Source organism: Tessaracoccus zhenghani, from assembly GCF_054552775.1.
The window spans coordinates 781945-804768 of the sequence record NZ_CM137275.1 but is presented as its reverse complement, the minus strand read 5'-3'; the positions used below and the strand labels follow the sequence as shown (position 1 = coordinate 804768).

21 protein-coding genes and 5 pseudogenes are annotated in these 22824 nt (G+C 66.7%); 18 read left to right on the top strand and 8 right to left on the bottom strand.

Annotated features, from left to right (window positions below):
- The first annotated feature begins 114 nt into the window (after positions 1 to 114).
- On the top strand, positions 115 to 282 hold the full coding sequence (locus tag ACX1DX_RS03835) for a hypothetical protein (protein ID WP_182764654.1): 168 nt from the start codon (positions 115 to 117) through the stop codon (positions 280 to 282).
- A 60-nt stretch (positions 283 to 342) separates the two neighbouring features.
- Here ACX1DX_RS03835 and ACX1DX_RS03830 read toward each other — a convergent pair whose 3' ends face one another.
- A complete protein-coding gene (locus ACX1DX_RS03830) occupies positions 343 to 1044 on the bottom strand; it encodes an alpha/beta fold hydrolase (RefSeq protein WP_459397695.1) in 702 nt (233 codons plus the stop codon).
- A 64-nt stretch (positions 1045 to 1108) separates the two neighbouring features.
- On the opposite strand from ACX1DX_RS03830, the gene ACX1DX_RS03825 reads away from it, so the two are divergent.
- A complete protein-coding gene (locus tag ACX1DX_RS03825; RefSeq protein WP_076059500.1) occupies positions 1109 to 1615 on the top strand; it encodes an O-acetyl-ADP-ribose deacetylase in 507 nt (168 codons plus the stop codon).
- Here ACX1DX_RS03825 and ACX1DX_RS03820 read toward each other — a convergent pair.
- Positions 1609 to 2175, bottom strand: coding sequence for an HNH endonuclease (locus ACX1DX_RS03820; RefSeq protein WP_076058886.1), 567 nt, complete (start codon positions 2173 to 2175; stop codon positions 1609 to 1611). The genes ACX1DX_RS03825 and ACX1DX_RS03820 overlap by 7 nt on opposite strands.
- Positions 2176 to 2598: 423 nt before the next feature.
- Between ACX1DX_RS03820 and ACX1DX_RS03815 the strand changes: the two genes are divergently transcribed.
- The 3 genes from ACX1DX_RS03815 (at position 2599) to ACX1DX_RS03805 (ending at position 4344) form a co-directional block, all read left to right on the top strand.
- The gene (locus tag ACX1DX_RS03815) at positions 2599 to 3099 is read left to right on the top strand and encodes a YciE/YciF ferroxidase family protein (protein WP_076059502.1); all 501 of its coding nucleotides are present in this window, start codon (positions 2599 to 2601) and stop codon (positions 3097 to 3099) included.
- A 112-nt stretch (positions 3100 to 3211) separates the two neighbouring features.
- Positions 3212 to 3829, top strand: coding sequence for a hypothetical protein (locus ACX1DX_RS03810; protein WP_459397694.1), 618 nt, complete (start codon positions 3212 to 3214; stop codon positions 3827 to 3829).
- A 110-nt stretch (positions 3830 to 3939) separates the two neighbouring features.
- Positions 3940 to 4344: a four-helix bundle copper-binding protein gene (locus ACX1DX_RS03805; RefSeq protein ID WP_459397693.1), complete on the top strand. Its 405-nt coding sequence runs from the start codon at positions 3940 to 3942 to the stop codon at positions 4342 to 4344.
- A gap of 68 nt (positions 4345 to 4412) precedes the next feature.
- On the opposite strand, the gene ACX1DX_RS03800 is transcribed toward ACX1DX_RS03805, so the two are convergent.
- Positions 4413 to 5213 (bottom strand): hypothetical protein, encoded by an 801-nt coding sequence (locus ACX1DX_RS03800; RefSeq protein WP_459397692.1) that lies wholly within the window; start codon positions 5211 to 5213, stop codon positions 4413 to 4415.
- A 140-nt stretch (positions 5214 to 5353) separates the two neighbouring features.
- Here ACX1DX_RS03800 and ACX1DX_RS03795 point away from each other — a divergent pair, with 140 nt between their 5' ends.
- Positions 5354 to 6667: an APC family permease gene (locus ACX1DX_RS03795; RefSeq protein ID WP_459397691.1), complete on the top strand. Its 1314-nt coding sequence runs from the start codon at positions 5354 to 5356 to the stop codon at positions 6665 to 6667.
- Positions 6668 to 6698: 31 nt separating this feature from the next.
- On the opposite strand, the gene ACX1DX_RS03790 is transcribed toward ACX1DX_RS03795, so the two are convergent.
- A complete protein-coding gene (locus tag ACX1DX_RS03790) occupies positions 6699 to 7082 on the bottom strand; it encodes a nuclear transport factor 2 family protein (protein ID WP_459397690.1) in 384 nt (127 codons plus the stop codon).
- A gap of 205 nt (positions 7083 to 7287) precedes the next feature.
- Here ACX1DX_RS03790 and ACX1DX_RS03785 point away from each other — a divergent pair, with 205 nt between their 5' ends.
- The 7 genes and pseudogenes from ACX1DX_RS03785 to ACX1DX_RS03755 all read left to right on the top strand — a co-directional run bounded on the left by ACX1DX_RS03785 (position 7288) and on the right by ACX1DX_RS03755 (position 13197).
- Positions 7288 to 7656 (top strand): HNH endonuclease, encoded by a 369-nt coding sequence (locus ACX1DX_RS03785; protein ID WP_459397689.1) that lies wholly within the window; start codon positions 7288 to 7290, stop codon positions 7654 to 7656.
- A gap of 22 nt (positions 7657 to 7678) precedes the next feature.
- Positions 7679 to 7981: pseudogene (locus ACX1DX_RS03780) on the top strand (transposase); the annotation flags it as partial.
- 10 nt (positions 7982 to 7991) lie between these two features.
- Positions 7992 to 9095 (top strand): tyrosine-type recombinase/integrase, encoded by a 1104-nt coding sequence (locus ACX1DX_RS03775; RefSeq protein ID WP_459018380.1) that lies wholly within the window; start codon positions 7992 to 7994, stop codon positions 9093 to 9095.
- Complete coding sequence (locus ACX1DX_RS03770; protein WP_386086400.1) at positions 9092 to 10942, top strand: tyrosine-type recombinase/integrase; 1851 nt, start codon at positions 9092 to 9094, stop codon at positions 10940 to 10942. The genes ACX1DX_RS03775 and ACX1DX_RS03770 overlap by 4 nt, the downstream gene beginning before the upstream one ends.
- Positions 10943 to 10966: 24 nt before the next feature.
- A pseudogene (locus tag ACX1DX_RS03765) lies at positions 10967 to 11098 on the top strand (IS3 family transposase); the annotation flags it as partial.
- 204 nt (positions 11099 to 11302) lie between these two features.
- Positions 11303 to 12877: pseudogene (gene istA / locus ACX1DX_RS03760) on the top strand (IS21 family transposase).
- The gene (locus ACX1DX_RS03755; RefSeq protein WP_459397688.1) at positions 12874 to 13197 is read left to right on the top strand and encodes an ATP-binding protein; all 324 of its coding nucleotides are present in this window, start codon (positions 12874 to 12876) and stop codon (positions 13195 to 13197) included. The pseudogene istA and the gene ACX1DX_RS03755 overlap by 4 nt, the downstream one beginning before the upstream one ends.
- A gap of 209 nt (positions 13198 to 13406) precedes the next feature.
- Here ACX1DX_RS03755 and ACX1DX_RS03750 read toward each other — a convergent pair.
- Both ACX1DX_RS03750 and ACX1DX_RS03745 read right to left on the bottom strand, forming a co-directional pair.
- A pseudogene (locus ACX1DX_RS03750) lies at positions 13407 to 13766 on the bottom strand (carbamoyl-phosphate synthase domain-containing protein); the annotation flags it as partial.
- A gap of 91 nt (positions 13767 to 13857) precedes the next feature.
- Entirely contained in the window at positions 13858 to 14355 is a 498-nt protein-coding gene (locus tag ACX1DX_RS03745; protein WP_459397687.1) for a beta-class carbonic anhydrase, read from the bottom strand.
- Positions 14356 to 14410: 55 nt separating this feature from the next.
- Here ACX1DX_RS03745 and ACX1DX_RS03740 point away from each other — a divergent pair, with 55 nt between their 5' ends.
- From ACX1DX_RS03740 to ACX1DX_RS03720, 5 genes are all read left to right on the top strand, one after another.
- Positions 14411 to 15820, top strand: coding sequence for a UDP-N-acetylmuramoyl-tripeptide--D-alanyl-D-alanine ligase (locus ACX1DX_RS03740; protein WP_459397686.1), 1410 nt, complete (start codon positions 14411 to 14413; stop codon positions 15818 to 15820).
- Positions 15821 to 16124: 304 nt separating this feature from the next.
- A complete protein-coding gene (locus ACX1DX_RS03735) occupies positions 16125 to 18836 on the top strand; it encodes a phosphoenolpyruvate carboxylase (RefSeq protein WP_459397685.1) in 2712 nt (903 codons plus the stop codon).
- Positions 18837 to 19090: 254 nt separating this feature from the next.
- On the top strand, positions 19091 to 20137 hold the full coding sequence (locus ACX1DX_RS03730) for a TerC family protein (RefSeq protein ID WP_459397684.1): 1047 nt from the start codon (positions 19091 to 19093) through the stop codon (positions 20135 to 20137).
- A gap of 213 nt (positions 20138 to 20350) precedes the next feature.
- Positions 20351 to 21172: a hypothetical protein gene (locus ACX1DX_RS03725; protein ID WP_459397683.1), complete on the top strand. Its 822-nt coding sequence runs from the start codon at positions 20351 to 20353 to the stop codon at positions 21170 to 21172.
- Between the two features lie 217 nt (positions 21173 to 21389).
- Positions 21390 to 21734 carry a MarR family transcriptional regulator gene (locus ACX1DX_RS03720; protein WP_459397682.1) on the top strand — a complete coding sequence of 115 codons (345 nt, stop codon included), beginning with the start codon at positions 21390 to 21392 and terminating at the stop codon, positions 21732 to 21734.
- 181 nt (positions 21735 to 21915) lie between these two features.
- Here the strand turns inward: ACX1DX_RS03720 and ACX1DX_RS03715 are convergent, their stop codons facing one another.
- Together ACX1DX_RS03715 and ACX1DX_RS03710 are read right to left on the bottom strand one after the other, a co-directional pair.
- Positions 21916 to 22263 (bottom strand): sodium-independent anion transporter, encoded by a 348-nt coding sequence (locus ACX1DX_RS03715; protein ID WP_459397681.1) that lies wholly within the window; start codon positions 22261 to 22263, stop codon positions 21916 to 21918.
- A gap of 341 nt (positions 22264 to 22604) precedes the next feature.
- Positions 22605 to 22817, bottom strand: a pseudogene (locus ACX1DX_RS03710) (integrase core domain-containing protein); the annotation flags it as partial.
- Positions 22818 to 22824 lie beyond the last annotated feature (7 nt).

Here is a 22824-nt window from a genome sequence, read left to right as displayed (position 1 = left end):
AGCAGAACAGGTTTATCCGGCCGAAAGCATCGCCATCACGGACGCCACCCGAGGCTGTCTGTTCTACTCGGTCACACCACCGAGTGGACCGCCGCGTCCGACGGCCGCAAGTGGATGACCGAGTGCGACACCGCCGCCACCGGCCGCAACGGGTGCCGTTCGTACACCTGCGTGACGGTCTATAAGGCCACCCCGAGGAGCACTGGCGGGTACGCCTTCAGCCAGAGCAACGAATGGGTGTTCAATAACATCGTCATGCTGGGTTCGCCGTCGCTGCGGTGACCCCCTGAACGACCAGAGCCCCCGGCCGCGATCCTCTCGCGGCCGGGGTTCTGCGTCGTTCTAACGTCCCCCGGAGGCCTCGGTGAGGATCACGTCGGCGAGCTTCTCCGGCTGGCTCGCCTGCGGCCAGTGGCCGGATTCCAACTCCACGTACGAAAGGTGCCGAACCTTGGGCAGCTCCGACACGGGCGCGAAGCCCTGCGAAATCCAGTCGCGCACATCGGCCTCCGAGAACTCCGGGCACACCATGACGACGGGCACGTCGTAGCGCTTCGGGCTGCCCAGCGACTGCGTGCCGAGGGCGTAATCGGCAGGGGCCGGAGACATGTGGCCCTCGAGCCAGGCCCGGTCCCCCTCGCTGAGGTCGGCGATGTCCGGGCCGTCGAATGGTTGCCAGCCGGGGAAGGGCAGGACGCCGTCGTCGTTGGTTTCGAAGCCGTCCAACAGCATCATGCCGTCCGGGATGGGGAAACCTCCCAGCAACAGCACCCTGGCCGTGCGGCCAGGCCGGCGATCAGCTGCGGCCCAGGCGGCGGCGCACGCGGCTGAGTGACCGACGAGCATGGCGGGACCGCTGGCGCTGTCGATCTCCGTGACGATGGCCGCGACGAGGTCGGCGTAGGTGACGTGGCGGGGGTCCGCACCATCGTGGCCTGGCGGTGTGATGGTGCTCACGCGGTGACCGGCCTTCAGCAGGGCGGGGGTGACGCGCTCCCACGAGGAGCCGTCCAGCCAGAGTCCGGGAATGAGAATGATGTCCATGGGGAGCTCCATCGGGTTCGGTGACCTGCTAGCTCCAGCCTAAGGTGCTGGCACCATGGTCGACATGGTCAAGGTGAAGGTCATCCGGGGAGATATCACGCAACAGGACGTCGACGCGGTGGTCAACGCCGCCAACAACCGCATGCGGGGCGGTGGCGGGGTCGACGGTGCGATTCACCGCGCGGGCGGCCCGGCGGTCCTCGAGGAATGCATCACACGGTTTCCGCACGGCCTGGCCACGGGCGACGCCGGCTGGACCACCGCTGGCGACATGCCGGCCCGCTGGGTGATCCACACCGTCGGTCCCAACTACGCCGCGGGCGAGCGCGACCGGGGGTTGTTGGTCTCCTGTTATCAGCGCTCGCTGGAGGTGGCCGAGGAACTGGGAGCCCGGAGTGTCGCCTTTCCGTTGATCAGCGCGGGCATCTACGGCTGGCCCAAGGATGATGCGATCGCGGCCGCCGTCGAGTCCGTCAACGGGGCTGACACCGCCGTCGGAGAGGTTCGGTTGGTGGCCTTCGACGAGGCCACCTTCGCGCAGCTCGAGCGGGCAGTCGCGGAGGCTCAGTAGCTCTCGGACTCGAGGATCCGCCAGACCTCGGCCTGGACGCCTGAGTACTCCAGGGTGGAGGAACTCGGGTCCCACAGCAGCTTCATCTGCGCCTCGTCCGGAGTCCGGTTGCCCTTCCGACCGTTGCAGAGCGAGCACGCCGCCACCAGGTTGCCCCACGTCCATCCGCCGCCGCGGGACGCAGGGTGCACGTGATCGACGGTGAGCGCATGCCCGCCGCAGTATGCACACGTCCACCCGTCGCGGCGCAGGATCTCCAGCCGGGTGGCGCGCTGGTGCAGTTCAGGCCTCTTGCGCCACGGAATGTCGATCCAGTAATTGAGCCGCACGATGATGGGCCAGGACATGTCGACGGTCCCGCCTGCGGAACGGACGCGTTTGGTGGGATGCACCTTGAAGGGAGAGTAGGTGCCCTCCAGGATGCCGATCACGGCCGAGGTCCATTCCACCTCCCCCTTGACGTCGTAGTCGAGCCCCACGACGAAGGCCGTGCGGAAGTGTTCATCGAGCTGGCAGGCGGCGATGTAGCGGTGCGGCTGATGCCTCAGACGAAGTCCCATGCGACACGGTTCCTTTCATGTGGGTTGCAGGTGGAATGAAAAGAGGCCCCAGGGACAGGAATCCCTCGGGGCCTCGGATGCACGGCGCGCACGCCTCGCACATCGCTCACGGTCGTATCGCCTCTCGGCCGGCCGCTATCCCCGGGTGCGCGCTGTGGCGCCGGTGACGGGCGTGCACGGTGTGGATCATTCGGGGCGACCTCTCCTGTGAGCGTGCAGCACAAAAATAACAGCCTCTACCCCATTCCCGGTCGTCTTCGGCGCAGGAATCATGCACCCGTAGCCACAAATTCACCTGATCGTCACCCTCGAAGGAGATGTCCGACGCCGCTCGGTTCTGGTCCGTCGGGGTGAGGTGCTTGCGCCGAGCAGCGATTAGCGTCGGTTGGAAGGAGAAATCCCCCTGAGTGAAAGGTGACCATCATGGCCGACAAGACCCTGGACAACCTGTTCTTCGACACGCTCCGCGACATGTACTACGCCGAGCGCCACATCGCCAAGACGCTGCCGAAGCTGGCCGACAGCGCCGTTTCGGACAAGTTGACCGAGGCCTTCCTGACCCACCAGAAGGAGACCGAGCAGCAGATCGCCCGGCTGGAAAAGGTCTTCAAGATGATCGACCGGCAGCCCACGTCCAAGCGCTGCGAGGCGATTGACGGTCTCATCGCCGAGGGCGACGGAATCATGGAGGATTTCAAGGAGAGCCCGGCCCTCGATGCTGGCCTCATCTCGTCGGCCCAGGCCGTCGAGCACTATGAGATCGCCCGCTACGGCACCCTCCGTCGCTGGGCCTCGATGCTCGGGCTGAACGACGGCGCGTCGCTCCTCAGCGAGTCGCTCGACGAGGAGTCGCGCACCGATGAGCTCCTCACCAAGTTGGCCGAGGGCGAGGCCAACGCCCGCGCTAAGAGCGGGAAGAGCTGATCCACCTCTGGTCATCGGCCATGGGGCACCCACGAGACGGGCGCCCCATGGCCGGACGAACCGGATCGCAGTGCGGCGCCTCCGAGTGGACGAGCGGTAAAGGGGTTGTCGGATGAAGGATCGGCTACGCGAGGGCGTCAAGGTCACCGTCTGGATCGCCCTGGGAATCGCGGTCGCCTTTGTCGGAGTCCAAATGTGGAACAGCTACCGGGAATCTGCGCTCGACACCCGGTCTGAAGTCCTCAGCAGCCAGGTCATCAACGCCATCTCCCGGGAGGAACAGGTGTCACTCCTGAGCCTGGGTATCCAGGGCATCGCTGAGAAGAACGAGCGTCGGACAATCTTCGGGATCGATGTACCCGGCAGTGAGCGGGCGCTGTTCCTGCAGTACAGCTTCAACGCCAAACTCGGTATCGACGGCGACGACGTCCGGATCGAGAAGACCAGCGAGGACAGTTTCACCGTCTCCATTCCGGAGTTCATCTTCATCGGTCACAACGATGCGAACTTCAAGCTGGTGACCGAGAACAACGGTGTGCTGAGCTGGGTCACCCCGGAGATCGACGCGGTGGAGATGACGAACCAGATCCTCAACGACGAGGCGCAGAGCCAGTACATCGACGCCAACGAGGACCTCCTCAGGGACCAGGCCGAGGCTTTCTACGAGGGGATCATCACGGCCATCGACCCGTCGTTGGAGGTCGAGTTCGAGTACGCCTCCGGCCGCTAGATCACGGCGGAACGCCTGCCCTGACCGATCTGCGCTGTTAGCGTGGAGGCCAGAGCAACTCGGCGCGTCCACAGCCGGTGACTCCCGGCGCGCGCCGGAAGGAGGACGACATGTTGACCATCGAAGCCATGCTCGACACCTACCCCCAGGAACTCGCGAGCGTCGACGGGGAGAAGTTGGTTGAGTGCATCCGGGCCTGTCTTGAGTGCAGTCAGACGTGCACGGCCTGCGCTGACGCCTGCCTGGCCGAGGACATGGTGGCCGAACTCAGGCAGTGCATCCGGACGAACCTGGACTGTGCCGACATCTGCGCGACGACAGCGGCGGTCCTGTCCCGCCAGACGGCCCGCAACACCGAGGTGATCCGAGCCCTGCTCGACGCCTGTGAAGCGGTCTGCCGGGCCTGCGCTGACGAGTGCGAGAAGCACGCCTCGATGCACGAGCACTGCCTCGTCTGCGCGGAGTCGTGCCGTCGCTGCGAACAGGCCTGCGCGGACCTCCTCGCCACCCTCTGATCCCTCTCGGCCACCCCCGGACAGCGTCTGCTGTTCGAGGGCATGCGTGCGCTCTGGCTCTGGCGCCCTCATCCCGACGTCGACGGGTTGCCGCTGCGGCGGGCGACCCGGAAGAGCTTCACGCCCACCCAGGCGAACCAGATCGGCAACAGGAGGCCGTAGACGAGGTAGGCGGAGCCGATCATGGGGCGCAGGGCCTCGCTGAGGACACCTATCGCCCCGGCTGCCATGCCGACGACGGACAAGGCCCGGCCCCACTGGCCCTGCCACATCACGACGGACAACACCAGGATCGCGCCGGCGGTCAGGATGCCCGCCCAGGACACGGCGTTCGTCGCGGCGATCAGCGCCTCTGCCGCCGCCACCAGCGCGGCCTGCTCGCCTTGATCCGCGCCGGCGTAGGCGTCGCTCAGCACGACCATGCCCCCATGCAGGGACTGCGGGCTGCTGCCCAAGGCCAACGCGATGGTCTCCGACACGATCCCGAGGAGGCCGCCGATCAGAGCCAGGGTCTTGTTGACGGTGGACAGCGCGACGCCCAATGCGGCGAACACCAGGAGCGCAGGCACCGCCAAGCCGACGAAAGACACCAGCTCGACCAGATAGACGGCCTTGTGCTCGGCGATGTACTCCAGAAGAGGCCGCCCCTGGCTGGGCGGCAAGGGCGCCACGAAGACGAGGACGATGGGGACCAGCACCAACACCACGAACAGCAGTGCCGCGTAACCGCCGATGCTGTACAGGGGGCGCCAGGACAGGTCGACGCTGGCTGTCCCGGAGGGTGGGGTCCGCTTCTCAATTGCCCCTGTCAGGAGGGCTTTTTCAAGCGCAGGTTCCGCCGGCGCGGACGACGGTCTGGGTCTTTCCATGGTGGACTCCCGTATGAGGGCGACATTGCCCTTCACTCCACATTCTAGAACTCGGGTGAGCCTCCGAAGCAAGGGGCGGCAGGTGCCAACTCGGCATCGACGCGTTCGCCGTTGGCCCCCTCCGTGGCTAGCCTCAGGGGATGTCGAACGTCACGCACACGGCGCTCAACCGCTCCGTCACCACCCCCGCACTGTTCGCGTTCATCCTCGGGGACGTCCTCGGAGCAGGGGTCTACGTTCTCGTCGGCGTCATCGCGGCCGCTTCCGGCGGGGCGGTCTGGGTGCCGCTCCTGGTTGCGCTGGTCATGGCGTTGCTGACCGCCGGATCCTACGCCGAGCTGGCCACCAAGTACCCTCGGGCGGGCGGATCTTCCCACTACGCGAACCGGGCTTTCGGCCCGTTCGCGGGCTTCCTCATCGGCTACTGCATGCTCGCGGCGGGGATCGTCTCGGTCGGTGCACTGGCGCTGGGCTTCGCCGGAGACTATCTCGGCGAGTTCCTGACCCTGCCGGTGCCCGTGACCGTCATCGTGTTCCTTGGGCTGCTCGCCGCCCTGAACGCATTCGGCATCAAGCAGTCCCTGTTCGCGAATATCCTCGCCACCATCATCGAGGTGGGCGGCCTGGTGCTGGTGGTTGTCCTGGGATTCATGGTCATCGCCCGCGGTGATGCGGACCCGTCGAGACTCACTCAGCTCGGCACCGCCGAGAACGGCCCGCTCGCTGCTGTTCTCGCAGGAACGGTGCTGGCGTACTACTCGTACGTGGGTTTCGAGACCTCGGTCAACGTCGCCGAGGAGACCAAGGATCCCGCGCGCTCCTACCCGCGGGCACTGTTCGGGGCGTTGCTGGTGGCGGGCCTCGTGTACGTGGGCGTCGGCATCGCTGCCAGTGCGATCGTGCCCACCGACGAGCTCGCCGCGTCGACCGGCCCTCTGCTGGAGGTGGTGCGCGCTGCGGGCGGGGTTCCGCCGGTGCTGTTCTCGGTGATCGCTCTGGTCGCCGTCGCGAACGGCGCGTTGCTGACCGGCATCATGAGTTCGCGGTTGGCCTACGGCATGAGCCGCGACAGGTTGTTGCCGTCGTTCCTGTCGAAGGTGCTTCCCGGCCGGAAGACGCCGTGGCTCGCCATCATTGTCACCACCGGGCTGTCGGTGGTGTTGGCGCTGCTGGGTTCCATCGAGGTGCTTGCCTCGACGCTGGTGTTGTTGTTGTTGGTGGTGTTCACCGCGGTCAACGCCGCCGTCCTGGTGTTGCGCAAGGACGCGGTGGCCCACAAGCACTACCGCGTGCCGCGCGGGCTGCCCGTCCTGGGCCTAGCCAGCTGCGTCCTGCTCGCCACACAGGTGGAGGGAGAGACATGGTTGTTCGGCCTCCCCATGCTGGCTGTGGGCGGGGTGCTGGCCCTTTTCGCACGGAGGAACGTGCGTGCGACGGCTCGTGCCGAGGCCTGACTGCCCCTCACGCGTGGCTCCCCCACGGCAGCTAAGCCTGCTGCCGCAACTTCCAGAAGCTGTCCTTACGGACGATGAGCCCCTCGTCGTCGAACGTCCACAGGTCACAACCCCGCACCTCAATGCGTTCACCCGACACGGCTGTGCCCGTGATCGTCCATTCGGAGGCGCCCCGCTGGCCGGCGACGAAATGGCTGCCGCCGGTGTACCGCACGTCAGGAATGCCTTCGAAGCGGCCTGCGAGGCCGCGCCGGACCTCGTTGCGTCCGACGAACCGACTCCCCCAGGGATCCTCTCCCCGGGGCGACTCGAAGACGCAGTCCTCTGCGAAGTAGCCCATGATGGCGTCGAGATCGTGCCTGCTGAACGCATCGAGAACCTCATGCAACGCCGCCACCTGTGTTTCGTGAGACATGGCGCCTCCCTATTTCAACGTGATTCGCTGAGTCGCGATCTGTTTCTTCAAGGGTCCGCCGATACCAGCCATTGCGCCACACCCCGTGATCCGCGCCTCGCGCGGGGCAATCCGACCCGAATCATGTGGTCGCAGTACTGTTGGACGGTGCCCGCACGCAACAAGTTCTCCGCCGCATGACGGTCGGCGGCCACCCGAGCACGCTATGCGAAGAGACGACAGCGCAGGCTCGACCGCGTCGACAACGACCTCACCCCCGCCCAGTGGGCTGATCTCCGTCGACGCCTGGGGAGGCTGTGCCTATTGCGGACAGCACGGAGTGCCGCTGCAGCGAGACTGCATCCACCCGATCTCACGCGGCGGCCGCTATACGCTCGACAACGTGGTCCCTGCGTGCGGATCCTGCAACGCGAGCAAACACAACAGTGAAGTGACGAGTTGGCTCAGGCGGAAGAAGTACGACGAGCGCACCTTCCTGCTCCGGCTCGCAACGATCCGCGCCGCGCTCCTTGCCGAACCCACGCACGTACCGCCGCCTTCAGTGAACCGTACTGAGTTTGTTGGAGACTCCTGACCTTGGAAACGAGGATGGGGTTATGCCGAAAGAGCAGACAGCAGGGAAGCCGACGACGCGTCGGTATTCGCCGGAGGAGAAGGCCGCCGCGGTCCGGATGGTGCGCACGTTGCGAGCCGAGCTGGGGACCGAGCACGGGACCGTGCAGCGGGTCGCGGCGCAGCTCGGATACGGCGTCGAGTCAGTGCGGTCGTGGGTCAAGCAGGCCGATGTCGACGATGGTCACGTCGCCGGCGTGTCGACGCTCGAGGCTCGTCGGGTGCGGGAGCTGGAGCAGGAGGTCCGCGAGTTGCGCCGAGCCAACGAGATCCTCAAGCGAGCGGCTTGATATGTAGGTGATCTGGACCCCGAAGAAGCAGGCCGTCGATGCGGCGGTGACGATGGTGGTGTCTTCGAGTGGCTGGGGGCCAGTGATGGATGGGTTCGTGCCACAGCTGGTCTTCGTGGAGGGGCAGCCACCCAGGTTGGGTGAGCAGTGGGTGGACGAGTATCTGAGGTTCACCGCGGCGCGTCTGCGACCCAATTCGGTGTTGGCGCAGGCCTTCGACTTGAAGGTCTTCTTCACGGTGGTGGGCAAGCCACCGGTTGGGGTGGGCACGGCGGATGTGTTGGCTTTCATCGAGCAGCAGCGTGAACCTCGCCATGGCGGCAACGTGGTCCGGTTGGTCGACGGCGAGCAGGGCCTGGCGGCGTCCACGATCAAACGCCGCCTGGCCACGGTCACCTCGCTGTTCGACTACCTGCTGGCCCGCGGTGTGTGTGAGCGGCAGCCGGTTCCTCGGTCGATGACGCCCCGGTCGCGGTCGTTGCGGGGCTCGCCGCTGGTCCGTGCTCCAAAACGGCTGCCGCAGGTGCTGTCGCCGGGCGAGGCGGTCGCGTTGATGGGCGCGTTGCGCACCGAGCGGGACCGGGCGATGGTCACGCTGATGCTGCACGCCGGACTGCGACGCTGTGAGGTGCTGGGCCTGCGTCTGGCCGACATCCAGCTGGGCGATGGACGGGTCTTCGTCCACCAGGGCAAGGGCGGCCACGAACGTATCGTCCCGGTCGTCGACGCGTTCTTCACCCACCTGGCCGCCTACCTGACCACCGAGCGTCCCCCGGAGTGTGACACCGGGTTGGTGTTCGTGGTGTTGAAGGGACCCCGCCGCGGCATGCCGTTGAGCGCAGCAGGGCTGGACGAAGTCCTTGCTGGGGCCCGAGGTCGCGCGGGGTTGCGACACGCGACCTGCCACGAACTGCGTCACACATGCTTCACCCGGCTGAGGGAGGCGGGCATGGCCTTGGAGGCGATTCAGGCCCAGGCCGGCCACGCCAACCTGGAGACCACCCGCATCTACCTCCACTTGTCCAACGACTGGCTCGCTGACCAGTACCGCGACGCCATGCAGGTGTTGAGCGACATCTACCCACCCATCGAGGAAGGGCCCCGTCCATGACCGCTGTTGCCCCTACCAGCACCAGTCCGGCTCTTGAGGAGGTGACGGCCTCCTACATTGCGGCTGCTTCCAGCTCAGCGTCGGCGAAGGGCCGTCGCTTGGCGGCACAGCGCTTCGGTCGGCTGTTCGGTGATCTCGACGGCTGGAACCACGCCAGCGTCGAGCAACGCCGCCAGGTCCGCACCGAGGTGATGTCGTTCGCTGCTCACGCCGCCATCGCCAGCAGCCTGCCGGTCACCCCGGACTTCGTCTCCCAGTCATGCTGCCACTGGGGCATCTACATCGCTGACGCCTATCCCGAGCAGCGCGACAGATTCACCACCCAAGCCCTCGAGCTGGGCTTCACCACGGCACAAAGCCGACGCATGTGGTCCCATCTGGCGCGCATCTGCGTGATCGCCGGCACCAGCCCTGATGCCCTGACCACACAGACCTACCAGCAGGCGCGCACCAGCTACTTCGATGCCGTGATGGCCTCCCGAGCGAGCGCGCCGCCCCGATGGTTGTCGACGCCACTGTTCGGGCTGGATGCGGTGATGTTCCACCGCGGGCAAGCACCGCAACCGGCTGTCCGCCGGCCATGGGCGGCGCGCAGCGCCGCCGAGGTCGACTGGGAACAGATCACCACCCATGTTCCGGTGATGGCTGCCACGATGCGCCGCTACCTGCAGCAATGCCACGCCTCACTACGGCCCTCATCAGTGACACTGTTCGAGACCACCCTGCGGCAATTCGCCGGATACCTCATCGCCCACCACCCCGAGGTCAATCGCATCGCCGACCTGCAGCGCTGCCACATCGAGGACTACCGCTCCTGGCTTGATCAACGACCCGGCTACCGCGGCCAGACCGGGTTGTCAAAGACCACGTTGGGCATGCGGATGGGTCACCTGCATACCTTCTTCACCCGTATCACCGAATGGAGCTATCCCGACCTGCCCACCGGCGCTCTGGTCTTCCGCGAAGACCGTCCACGCTTGGACAAGCCACTGCCCAAGTTCCTCGACGATGCCCGTGCTGCCGCGTTCATGACCGCCGCCGCACAGCTACCCGACGAACTCGACCGGTTGATGATCCAGATCCTGGCCCGCACCGGCATGCGACGCGGCGAACTACTCGGACTACGCATCAACGCCGTCGTCCAGATCGGCACCGGCTACTGGCTTCGCACCCCGGTCGGGAAACTCCACACCGACCGCTACATCCCCCTCGACCCGGCCCTCAAAACCCTCATCGACGCCTGGATCGCCCACCGCCCGTCCTGGCAGGCCAGCGACCTGCTCCTGCTCGAACGCGGACGACCCATTCCACCAACCCGCGTCGACAAAGCCGTCCAGAAAGCCGCCACTGCCGCGGGCATCGGCCACGTCCACCCCCACCAGCTGCGCCACACCCTTGCCACCCAAGCCATCAACCGCGGCATGAGCCTCGAAGCGATCGCCGCGCTACTGGGCCACGCCGACTTGTCGATGACGATGGTCTACGCCCGCATCGGTGACCGCACCGTCGCCGACCAGTACTTCCAAGTCACCAGCAAGATCGAAGCCCTCTACCAAGATGCTGAGCCCGCCATCCCCGTCCTGCCCGCCGAGGCCGCCGGGCCAGCCATGACCGCCCTGCATGCGGAGGTCAACAAACGACTCTTGGGCAACGGCTACTGCCGCCGGCCCGTCGAGCTCGATTGCCGCTACGAAACGATCTGCGAAACCTGCCCCATGTTCTTCACCACCCAGCAGCACCGGCCCACCCTCATCGCCCAACGAGACGACGCCTGCGCCAAAGGCCAAACCCGCCGCGCCGAGATCTACACCAACCTCCTCGAAGGCCTCGATCAAGCCACCGCTTGACAGCGATCACCCACATAAGGCGAGTTTCTTCGGGGCGGAGCTCGACCGCCAACACCGGAAGTAGTCGCGTTCATCGACGCGAACAAGGACGACGTGGCTGAGGGTCGCCCGCTCGGAGTCGAGCCCATCTGCAGCGTGTTGCAGGTGCGGCAAAGCGGCGCTTCAACTCGCTACTAAGGCGAAGAAGGGCTGGTTTGAAATATTCGGCTCGTTGAGCGCCAGAGCTGTTGCCGTTTGGCGCCACGTCGGTGTTGACGCGATCGGGGTGGTGAGCGCCGCCGGTTATTGGGTTTGAGCGCCACCTTGTTCCTAGGCTCCTTCTGCCGCGTGGCGTCTCACGTGGCAGAAGGAGTAATTGGAATGGTACGCAAGATCAAAGCCAAGCTCGTGCTTCGCTTGAGGTCGGAGGGGCTCTCGCGTCGGCAGATTGCGGCGCAGGGCATGTCTCGTCACTCGGTGGACAGGGTCATCGCAGCTGCTGACGCTGTGGGTCTGACCTATGAGGATGTTGCCCCGTTGCCGGATGGGGACGTCTATGCACGGCTGTTCCCGGGCCGTGGTGAGTATCAGAGCGTCTACGCCCAGCCGGACTGGGATGAGGTACACCGTGAGCTCGCGAGGGTGGGTGTTACGTTGAAGCTGCTGCATGGTGAGTACCGCGACGCCTGCGTCGGGTCCGGGGTCGCCAGCGATGGGCTATGACCGGTTCTGCAAGACTTACCAGCAGCACGTCCTGGTCGCGGGGCTCCCCTCCCGCGTCGGTCACAAGGCGGGGCAGAGCGTGGAGGTCGACTGGTCGGGCAAGGCGATGCAGCTCACCGACCCGGTGACGGGGAAGTCGACGCGGGTGTTCTTGTTCGTCGCGTGTTTGCCGTTCTCCCGGTACGCGTTCGTCGAGGCGTCATTGGATATGAAGCAGGATGCTTGGCTGCGGGCGCATACGGCGATGTTCGAGTGGTTCGGTGGCAGTGTTCCACGGATCGTTCCGGACAATCTGAAGACGGGCGTGATCGCGCATCCGGCGGAGGGCGAGGTGGTCCTCAACGACGCCTATCGGGAGCTTGCCGCGCACTATTGGGCGGCGGTCCTGCCCGGCAGGGTCCCCAAGCCCAAGGACAAGGCCAGTGTCGAGAACACCGTCGGCAACATCGCCACCCAGGTGATCGCCGCGTTGCCGGGGAAGTCGTTCGCGACGCTACCGGAGTTGCGGGAGGCGATCTATGCGCGGATGCGGGCCTACAACGCGACACCGTTCCAGAAGCGCGCCGGCTCTCGGCTGTCGGTGTTCGAGGCAGAGGAACGGCCGCTGCTGCGCCCGCTGCCGGCAGTGGGCTACGAGATCAGTCGGTGGGTGTATGGGCGCAGGGTCCGAAACGACGGGCATGTGGTGTTCGAGAAGAACTTCTACTCCGTTCCCTACCCTTATGTTGGCCGCCCCGTCGAGCTGCGCGTCACGGCCACCACGCTGGAGGTCTTTGACGGCGATACGCGACTCACGAGCCATCTCCTCGCTCCCGCGGGCATGGTCAACGAGCACCGCACGCACGACAGTGACCTGCCTGAAGGGCCTCGCTACCGTCAATGGGACGCAACCCGGGTCCGGGAATGGGCGGGGCGGGTCGGTGAGGACACGACGACGATCGTGAACCGGATCTTCGAGTCCGTCCCCGTCGACGAGCAAGGGCTCGACGCGGCGCTGGCAGTGCTGCGGCTGACGCGTCGCTACTCGGCGGCACGCGTCGAGGCCGCGGCGGGCATCGCGCTGGCGTCTGCGGTTCGTTCGCCGCGCTACGCCCACCTGCGGCCCATCCTCGAGACGCAACAGGATGCGCCTGGCCGCCGGAGAAGGCCCCAGCCAACCCCAGCACCCACGCAGCCGATACACCGGCCGGGTTCGTTCGCGGCGCCAACTACTACGCAGGAGGTCAGCGATGAGTCGGCTCGACAGCGAGACCAAGCGGAAACTCCGCGAGATGGGCGTGACCGTGTTGCTGGACGCGTTCGAAGCCCAGGACGACACCCTCACTCTCGGGATGGCGTTCGAGGAACGCGTCCAGCTCGTCGTCGACGATGCGCACGCAGCGTTCACTCATTCCAAGGACGAGGGCCTCATCCGTCGCGCCGGGCTGCGCTACCCCGATGCGGACCTTCGTCGAGTCGATCTGATCGAGCAACGCGGCCTGGACCGCGGGCTCCTCGCGCAGCTCGGATGTGTTCCTTCATCACCAGGCAACAAAACGGCTCTTCCCATTTGAGAGTGGGACTGCGTTGGGCGGGTGAGTAGATGTAGGGAGCCTTGCCGCTGGGAGGATGTGAGTGTCTACGTCACTTCTCTCAACGAACAAGGCTCATGTCTGACGCTACCTCACCGATCCCTGTCGTGCCCGCGATCACCGCCGCGAACCTCGACACGTTCGCCCGCGTTGACGTCCTCGGGTTGGAGGTCCAGGCGCAACAGGTGTGGCCCGACAAGACCATCTTGTTCTGCAGTCCCCAGTTCGGCGTCTAGCGACCGGTTCGAGCGCCAATTGGACCGCACCCGGGACAGGTCCCTGACCACGTATCCGGCCACCCAGACCTGGCCGGACTCGTCATCCTCGTCGTTCCAGCCTGTGTTGCCGATGTGCGGTGCGGTGGCCACCACCACCTGCCGGTGGTAGCTCGGGTCAGTGAGGGTCTCCTGGTAACCGGACATCCCGGTGGCGAACACGGCCTCCCCGAACGTCTCGCCGGTGGCCCCGAAGGAGACTCCCCGGAACCATCTGCCATCCTCGAGCACAAGAAGGGCTGGAGCTGCAGGGCCCGTGTGGGGATCATCAGTCATGAAGGGCTCCTGTCCCGACCATCGAGGCATGGTTGAGTTCTGAGTCCCACTTCGTCCGCGAGGCGGCGCTGGACTCTCCCGGCCGGGCGCGTCATCCGTGCTGGTCAAGCAGGCCGGTGTCGACGTTGTACAGGAATCCACCGACCTGTGCTCGCCCCGAAATCAAGGGGTGGGTGCGTACCATTTCGACGTCCGACTGAAGGCGACCCAACTGGTTGGGATCCGCGCCGATGTGGACGCCGGTCAGGTCGGCGCCGGTTGCCTGAGCGACTCGTTGACGCATCCAGGCGTCGTCTCCGCCTGCCATCGCGCAACGGGTGTGTTGGACGATCAGGATCCGGGTGATCCGGAGCAAGTGCACGCCCAGAACCAGGCCGCGGAGGGCGTCGTCGGTGACGTGCCCGCCGGGGGTGCGCAGGATCTTGGCCTCACCAAGGACCAGCCCGATCATCTCCAGTGGCTGGAGGCGGGAATCCATGCAGGTGACGATGCCGATTCCGGCGTGGGCGATGCCGTCGAAGTCGCGCGGGGCCGAGATCGAGTAGCGGCGGTTGGCGGCCAACAGGTCGGGGAAGCCTTCAATATCCATGGTGGTGAACCTAACCGATTGACGTACGTAAAGCAATTCGTGAATAATATAGCGTATGCGTTTCCTGAGTGCCGCCCGGTTGGCCCAGCTGTCGGGAGCCAGGCTGGTCGGCGACCCAGGCTCTCTCGTCGGCCCTGACGTGGTCATCGACTCTCGCGCAAGCAGTCCCGGTGCCCTGTTCGTCGCACTGCCGGGGGAGCGGGCCGACGGTCACGACTTCGTAGCGGCGGCGGTCGCGGCTGGGGCCGCGGCCGTCCTCGTGCGTAGGGAACTGCCGCTGGCGGTCCCGCAACTGGTGGTGCCCGACCCGCTGGCAGGGCTGACCGCCCTGGCGACAGCGCTTGTGGAGGAAGCCGCCGCGGCCGGGCTGGTCACCCTCGGCATCACCGGATCATCAGGCAAGACCAGTACCAAGGACTTGCTGGCCCAGGTGCTGGCCACTGCCGGTCCTACGGTCGCCCCGGTCGGCTCGTTGAACAACGAGATCGGCGTGCCGCTGACAGCCACCAGGGTGGATGCAGCCACACGCTTCCTGGTCAGCGAGATGGGTGCCCGCGGTACAGGCCACATCGCCTCGCTGTGCGCGATCGTGCCGCCTCGCGTCGGCATTGTGGTCAATGTCGGCCACGCCCACCTCGGCGAGTTCGGGTCGGTCGCGGCGATCGCGAAGGCCAAGGGCGAAATCGTGGGGGCGCTGCCCGCAGAAGGCTGGGCGGTCCTGAACGCCGACGACCCGCTCGTCTCAGCCATGGCCGGACGCACCAGCGCCCGGATCGCCACCTTCGCCGTCGGTGCTACGCCCGGATGGGGTGACCTGCGGGTTTGGGCCGAGCAGGTCGGGGCCACCGACGGGCAACGGCACACCTTCCTGCTCCGGGCCAGCGGCACAGCCACAGGCTGTGCACCAGTGGAGTTGCAGGTGACGGGAGCCCATCAGGTCGGCAATGCTCTGGCCGCAGCGGCGGCAGCTCTCGGGCAAGGCCTGGACGTTGACACGATCGGCAGGGCCCTGAGCAACGCGACCGCCCGCTCGCGGTGGCGGATGGAACTCAGCACCCGTCAGAACGGGGCGCTGGTGATCAACGACGCCTACAACGCCAATCCCGACTCCATGGCCGCGGCACTGCGCACCCTGGCCTCGCTGCGTCGACCCGGCGGGCGCCTCCTCGCCGTGCTGGGCGACATGCTGGAACTCGGCCCAGGAGCCGCCGCGGCCCACGTCGAGGTCGGGGCGCTAGCCGCCGCCCACGGCGTGGACCGACTGATCGCGATCGGCTTCCACGCCGACGACCTGGTCAAGGGAGCCGGTGGCGTCGAGACCATCGTGACATCGGACAGGGACGCCGCCGCCGCCGCTGCCGCGGCCTGGTTGGGTCCGAAGGACGTCGCGCTGGTGAAGGCGTCAAGGGGTCTGGCTTTGGAGACCGTGGCCGAACACTTGTCCGCACCTGCGTCTGTGAGGTGAGGCGACCAGGGGCGGTTTGTGGCTACCGCCCTGAGGCCCTCAGGCCGTGGGGACGGGAGGTGCTTGGGCGGGCTCCGTCGAGCCGCCGTGGCCCCGCGGACATGGCGGTCGCCGCGGTCGGTCGGCGTCGACGGAGCGCCGACAAGCCCTAGCCGTACGAAGATGAATGCGTGAGTTAGACTTCCCATTAGGCCGCGCTGGTCACACCCAAATGCACATTCCCGGTGCCTGCCTGACGAAGGCCTGCATCCCTTTGCGGCCAGGACGCGGTGTCCGTGGTTGTTGCGAGTCAGGAGGACTTGTTGTGAATGGTCTCGAGCCACGGACCCAGAGTGGGCGCCACCTGGATGGTTTGCTGGTCGCCGACATCGCTTTACTCACAGGACTCCACAACCAGGTCCTGACCGAGGCGGGGCAGGGTCAACTCGCCAGCCTGCTGTCTGCCCTGCGCAACGCCACCACGCGCGCTGCCTGCGGTGGGGACCGGGATGCTCCTCGCCGTATCGTCGACGCCCTTGACGTCTCCGAGGCCGCGCGCCTGGCCCAGGCGCTCACCGTGCACTTTCACCTGACCAACCTCGCGGAGGAACGGCACCGGTCCCGCGGGCAGAGCGGCGGACGGAGCTCGGAAGCTCCAGTCACCGACGATGTCTGGCCGGCCGTGGCTGCCTTGGGGCCTCAGGTGGCCTCGCGGCTGGACCGGCTGGTGATCCATCCTGTGTTCACTGCGCACCCGACCGAGGCTCGCCGCCGGGCGGTGGCTTCGGCATTGAGCCGCATCGCTGTCCAACTCGAGAGGTATGACGACGCCCGCAACGGTCCCGATGAGCAGGCCTTCGCCCGTCGGCGCATGCTTGAGGAGATCAACATCCTGCACCGGACCTCACCACTGCGCAGCACCCCGCCTCAGCCGACGGACGAGGTCCGCACGCTCATGACGGTCTTCGACCAGACACTGTTCCGGGCCGTGCCACGGCTGTACCGTGCCGTCGAGCGCGCGTTCGGCGGGGGTGAGCCGGGCAGACAGGCGCCGATCGTCCCGGCCTTCGCCAGGTTCGGCACTTGGGTGGGGGGTGACCGTGACGGCAACCCGTTCGTCACCGCCGAGGTCACCCGGCAGACCATGGCCCTCCAGGCCGACCATGTGCTGGCCGCCCTGGTTGAGGGAGTGGATCGGGTGGCCCGGACCCTCACGATGAGCGATGAGAACACCCCGGCGTCCCCGGCGCTGCGCAACTCCCTCGCGGTGGACGCCGTCGCGGGGCCACAGATCTCCGCAGCGATCGAGGCCTCATCGCCAGGTGAACCGCATCGGCACAAGCTCCTGTTTGTGGCAGCGCGCCTCGGGGCGACCCGCCAGGGCAGCCTGGATCTGGCCTACCGTGACCCGGGGGACCTGATCGCCGACCTGAAGCTGGTGCAGGCCTCGCTGCAACTGGCCGGAGACGTCCGCGGCGCCCATGGTGAGTTGCAGCACCTGATCTGGCAGGCGGAGACGTTCGGCTTCCATCTGGCGGAGCTTGAAGTCCGCCAACACAGCGCGGTCCACGCCGCCGCGATCGAGGAATTGCTCTCCCAACTGGACGGCGCCGCGCCCGCGGGCAACCGACTGGCCCGGCTCGACGACCTGGCCGTCCACGGCTGGCCTGACCACGTGCGGCCGATCACCGATCAAACCCGCGAGGTGCTGGACACCTTGCGGGTGATGGCCCTGCTGCAGGAACGCTGGGGTCCCCGCTGCTGCGGCCGCTATGTGATCAGTTTCACCCAAAAGGCGGAGCACCTGGTCACGGTGCGGGCACTGGCCCGGCTGGCGGTAGGAGACCGGGCGTTGCGCCTCGACGTGGTCCCCCTGTTCGAAACCGGTAGCGACCTCAACGGTGCGACCTCCCTCCTCGAGGAGTGGATCCAGTTGGACAGCACCCAGACCTGGCTGAGACAGCGCGACCACCAGGTCGAAGTGATGGTCGGCTATTCCGACAGCGCCAAGGACGTCGGGCCGGCCAGCGCGACCCTCACCCTCTACGAGACCCAGTCCGAACTGGTGACCTGGGCCCAGCGACACAACGTTCGTCTGACGATCTTCCACGGCCGCGGCGGTTCCCTCGGACGCGGCGGAGGTCCGGTGCATCGGGCGATCCTGGCCCAACCTCCCGGTTCCGTCGCCGACCGGTTCAAGGTCACCGAACAAGGCGAAGTCATCTTCGCCCGCTACGCCGACGTCGCGCTCGCCCAGGCCCACCTCGAGCGGCTGACCTCCGCGGTACTCCTCGCCGACGCCGATCCGGCCCCGTCGACCAGCCTCTCAGCCCAGCGGTACGCCGACATCGCCACACAGGTGGAGAAGGCCTCCCGACAGGCCTATCTCCAACTGGTGCGCACGCCAGGTTTCGCAGACGTCGTTGCCGAGTCCAGCCCACTGGAAGAACTCGGACAGCTCCGCCTCGGGTCACGGCCGGCGCGCCGTAGCGGAGCCACCGAAGGACGAGACCTAGCCGACTTCCGGGCCATCCCCTGGGTGTTCGCGTGGGCTCAGATCCGAGCCAACGTCCCCGGGTGGTACGGCCTCGGATCCGGGCTAGACGCTGTCGGCGATATCGACCGGCTCCGCGCCGCCTACCGGGAATGGCCACTCTTCGCCAGCCTCATCGACATCGCCGAGATGAGCCTGGCCAAAGCCAACCGCCAACTGGCCGAATCATTCCTCGCCCTCGGCGGACGCCCTGACATCACGACCGCCGTTCTAGCCGAGTTCGACCTCACCCGCCGTACCGTGCTCGCCACACTCGAACAAAACGAACTCCTTCAGCACAAGCCCCAACTCCGCACCAGGATCACCCTCCGCGCCCCCGACATCGACGCCCTCAGTCACCTCCAACTCCGCGCCCTGCGACTGCTGCGCAACAAAGGCACCGAGACCGACGACACCTCGGACCCCCAAACCCGGCAGCAGTGGGCGAAGGTTCTGCTACTCACGGTGAAGGGGGCTGCAGCCGGCCTGCAGAACACCGGCTGAGGCTTCCCGAACGTCCGGGGCAAACCGGCAACGCACCGGCCGACGAGGGCGTCGACGCTGCGGGTGTCCTGTGACAGGTCTTCTCAGCGGCCCCGACCTGGCTGACTTGACATGGGAGGCACTCTTCCTGTCTCCTTGGACCCGAAGGGGAGTAATCCTCGCTCCGCATCGTCAATACGGTCCCGCTGCGGGACCCGGTGCGCAGGGCCCTGAGGGCCGATGAGACCTTCACGATATTCGTGGAGGTTTTTGTCATGACTGTTCCTCTCTGGGTCTGGTTCGCCGTCCTGGGTGTGATCCTGGTGATGCTCGTCGTCGACCTCATCGCCCACCGCACGGCCCACGTGATCGGGGTTCGGGAAGCCGCCGCCTGGTCGATCGTGTGGGTGACGATCGGTGTCGCGTTCGGTGTGCTGGTGTGGACGCTGTGGGGCGCGGAATTCGGGCAGCAGTACTTCGCCGGTTATCTGATCGAGAAATCCCTCGCCGTCGACAACGTGTTCATCTGGGCGATCATCTTCGCCGCCTTCGCGGTCCCCCGCGAGCTTCAACACCGGGTGCTGTTCCTCGGCGTCCTCGGTGCGCTGGTCTTCCGCGGGATCTTCATCGCCGCCGGCGCCGCGCTGATCGAGAACTTCTCGTGGGTCCTTTATGTCTTCGCGGCGTTCCTGATCTACACCGGCTGGCGGATGTTCCGCTCACGCAACGAGCACGTCCATCCTGAGAAGTCCCGCATCCTCAAGGTGTTCCGTAGGTTCGTGCCGATGACAGACGCGTACCACGGGCAGAAGTTCCTGGTCCGCAAGGCGGGGCTTGTGGTGGCGACGCCGCTACTAGCGGTGCTGGTGCTGGTGGAGATCACTGACATCATCTTCGCCGTCGACTCGATCCCGGCGATCTTCGCCGTGACGAGCGAACCGTTCCTCGTCTTCACCGCCAACGCGTTCGCGATCCTCGGCCTGCGAGCCATGTACTTCCTCCTCGCTGACCTGATCCACCGGTTCGTCTACCTCAAGATCGGGCTCTCGTTCGTCCTGATCTGGGTGGGCATCAAGATGCTGCTGCTGGACGTGCTCTACATCCCGACCACGATCAGCCTCGCCGTCGTCGCCAGCATCATCACCGTGTCCATCGTCGCCAGTCTCCGCGCCACCCGCGGTCAAGGTCGACGCGAAGTACAGGCCGAGTCGGCAGGGGCCTTCCGGATCGCCACCGACGAGGAGCTCGCTGCGGTCGAGCCCGTCTTCGGCCGTCGCTCACCTGTGCCCGCGGGGACGGGGAACGGTCGCTCCGGCGGCTGACAGGTACACCTGCCGACCGCGATAGAGGAGCCACCCCAACGGCGACGGACAACCCGTCCGTCGGCCGTTCCGACGCTGTGGTCCGCCGGGGCGAGAACGGGTCGGAAGGCCTTTCGACGACCGTCCGCCGCCCACCGGACTGAGCCTGGAGCGCACACCCGGCGGACCCGCCACGATCGATCAGTACCACCGCACACCCCGAAGGGAACGCTCATGAACCTGTTCGACCGCCTCAGCGGCCTGGCCTACAAGGCCCTCAACAACAAGACCGCCGCCCCGGCGAAGACCGCTGGCGGCCAGACTCCGGATTGGACGAGCGCCCTGCGGGGCACGGTCGAGGGGCTCACACGCCCGTCCGCCGCGCCCCCGGCAGCAGCCTCGCGACCGGTGGGACCGACCCCCCCGTCGGAGGACGACCCGGCCGCCAGTGCGGCAGTGGCCCGCTACGACTACCTGCTGCGGACAGCGGAGCCCGCCCAGCTGGAGCGGATCCATGCGGAAGCGTTCGCCCGGCTCACCCCGGAACAGCGCGACCAGCTCCACACGCGACTCCGCACCGAACTACCCCCCGAAGAGCAGCCACGCACGTCGCAGCCGGCGGATCTTGCCCGCACCGCCACCCGCGCCGAGGCCGCCCGGCCCGGTGTCCTAGCTGGGATTCTTGCGCGCACACCTCTCCCCGGCGCGGCCATGACCGGGCAGGGGCTCGGAGCGGCCGCCGCGGGTGCAGGCGGCGGGCTGCTGATCGCCGTGGCCGGCGGCGCGGCACTCAGCGCGGTTGCCGCCCCGCTCCTCGGTGAAGCCCTCGCCGCCGGTGTCGATTTCGATGCCTTGGCGGGCTCAATCGATCTGGCAGGCTTCACCAGCGGTGTCGAGGATCTGACCACGGGGGCCGCAGACCTGGCTGGCGGGGCGACTGAGGCCGCCGCCGGGGCAGCGGACCAGATTGCCGGATTGAGCCAAGACGTCAGTAGCGCGGGAGAGCAGCTCGCCCAGCTGGAGATCCCGGGCTGGGGGAAGATTTTCGGGAACTGACTCTCCGGCGGGAGTCTCGCCAGCTGGTCGAGAAGGCCGAGGTCGCTGGAGAATCTACCGACCTGCGCCCGCGCGGCGATCAGGGGTTGCCGACGGGCAGAACCGCCTTGCGGGAGTCGGCCGACTGGTGATGCTTGTGACCAGTTCTGCCCTTGCAGCGGCCGTGGAGGCGGTCACCCTCCTGCATTAGAAGGGTAACTCGCGTATCCTTCTTCGTATGAACGACGGCGGCTGGACCTTTCTGTCCAACTACGGACACGTGCTCGTCGCACTGTCCATGAACCCGGACGCGCGCATGCGCGACATCGCTGACATGGTCGGAATCACGGAGCGGGCGGTGCAGCAGATCGTCCGAGAACTCGTCAACCAAGGCTACGTCACCAAGGACAAGGAAGGCCGGCGCAACCGCTACCACATCGCCCTCCACGCTCACCTGCGGCACACGCTCGAAGCGGGGGTCAGCCTGGGCGAGTTCGTGGCGCTGGTCAGGCGACCGGTCGACCGGGCGCGGCTGCCCCGCCCTGCCTCCCTCATTGAAGTGCCCGAGTGCCCCCAGCTCTGAATCCTTCCCTACGTCGTACTGCCGGCAGCCTGAACGCGAGCGCTCCAAGCGGCGGGAGAACGACAGGCGACTCTCGGTGAGGTCGCGGGACTCTCTTGGGCAGGCCCGGGCCAGCGCGAAGTGGTGGTGGACCTGCGCGTGTCCTGCAGTGCCGTCGCGGAGAATGCCCAGGGCCGCGATGTCACTGGCCGAGGAGGGTCTGTGCTCGCTGTAGCCCGGCCTTGAGGGATTCGCCGATTCTGGGTGTGGCGGCGAAGATGTTGTCGCGTCCTAGGCGTTCCAAGGCACCGGTCCTGTGCAGTTGCGCGTGGACGCGTTCGCTCAGGCCGGTCAGGACGAGGTGGCTGCCGACTGTTTGGAGGGAGTCGTGGTAGCGCAGCATGATGGTGATGAAGGTTGCGCCGAGGTCCTCCTTCCCGCGCATGCTGATGACGACGACTGAGCTGGTGGACGTCGCCTCGACGCGCGGTAGCTGGCTTTCGAACACAGACGCGGAGGCGAAGAAGAGGCTCCCGTAGGGGGTCAGCACCACCGTATGGTGGCCGGGCAGGATTGCGGGGGGTGGTGTCTCGCGATCGATGTGGGTGGACGTCACCAGCTACGGTGGACCAGCCCCGCGGGCGCGCAACTGAGGAACTCGACGGTGGTGTTGCCGCCGCATGCCGGCGCACTGCTCCTGCCGCTCGAGCCGTGACCGGGGGAGCAGAGGGCTGCCGAATACGCGAAGAGGTCCCGACGGGGCTTATCGGCCGGTTAAGGCGTGGTGGGGGACCGCATTGCGTTTGGCGTAGCCTCGGCCGCAACTCTCTTGATCGAATTGGGTGTTTGGGCTGCCGCGGTGATTTCGGACAGCGGAGTTGATGGTTTCTCTTACGCTGCCAGTGCTGGCTGTTGGTAACTGTAGTGGACCTCGTTGGGTCTGCGGTAGCCGAGGGCGGAGTGCCGGCGGCGGCTGTTGTAGAACCCCTCGATGTAGGCGATGACGTCACGTCTGGCACGTTCTTTCGTCGCGTAGACGGTGCGGTGGACCCGCTCGTTCTTCAACGCGGAGAAGAACGATTCGGCCATCGCGTTATCCCAGCATTAACCG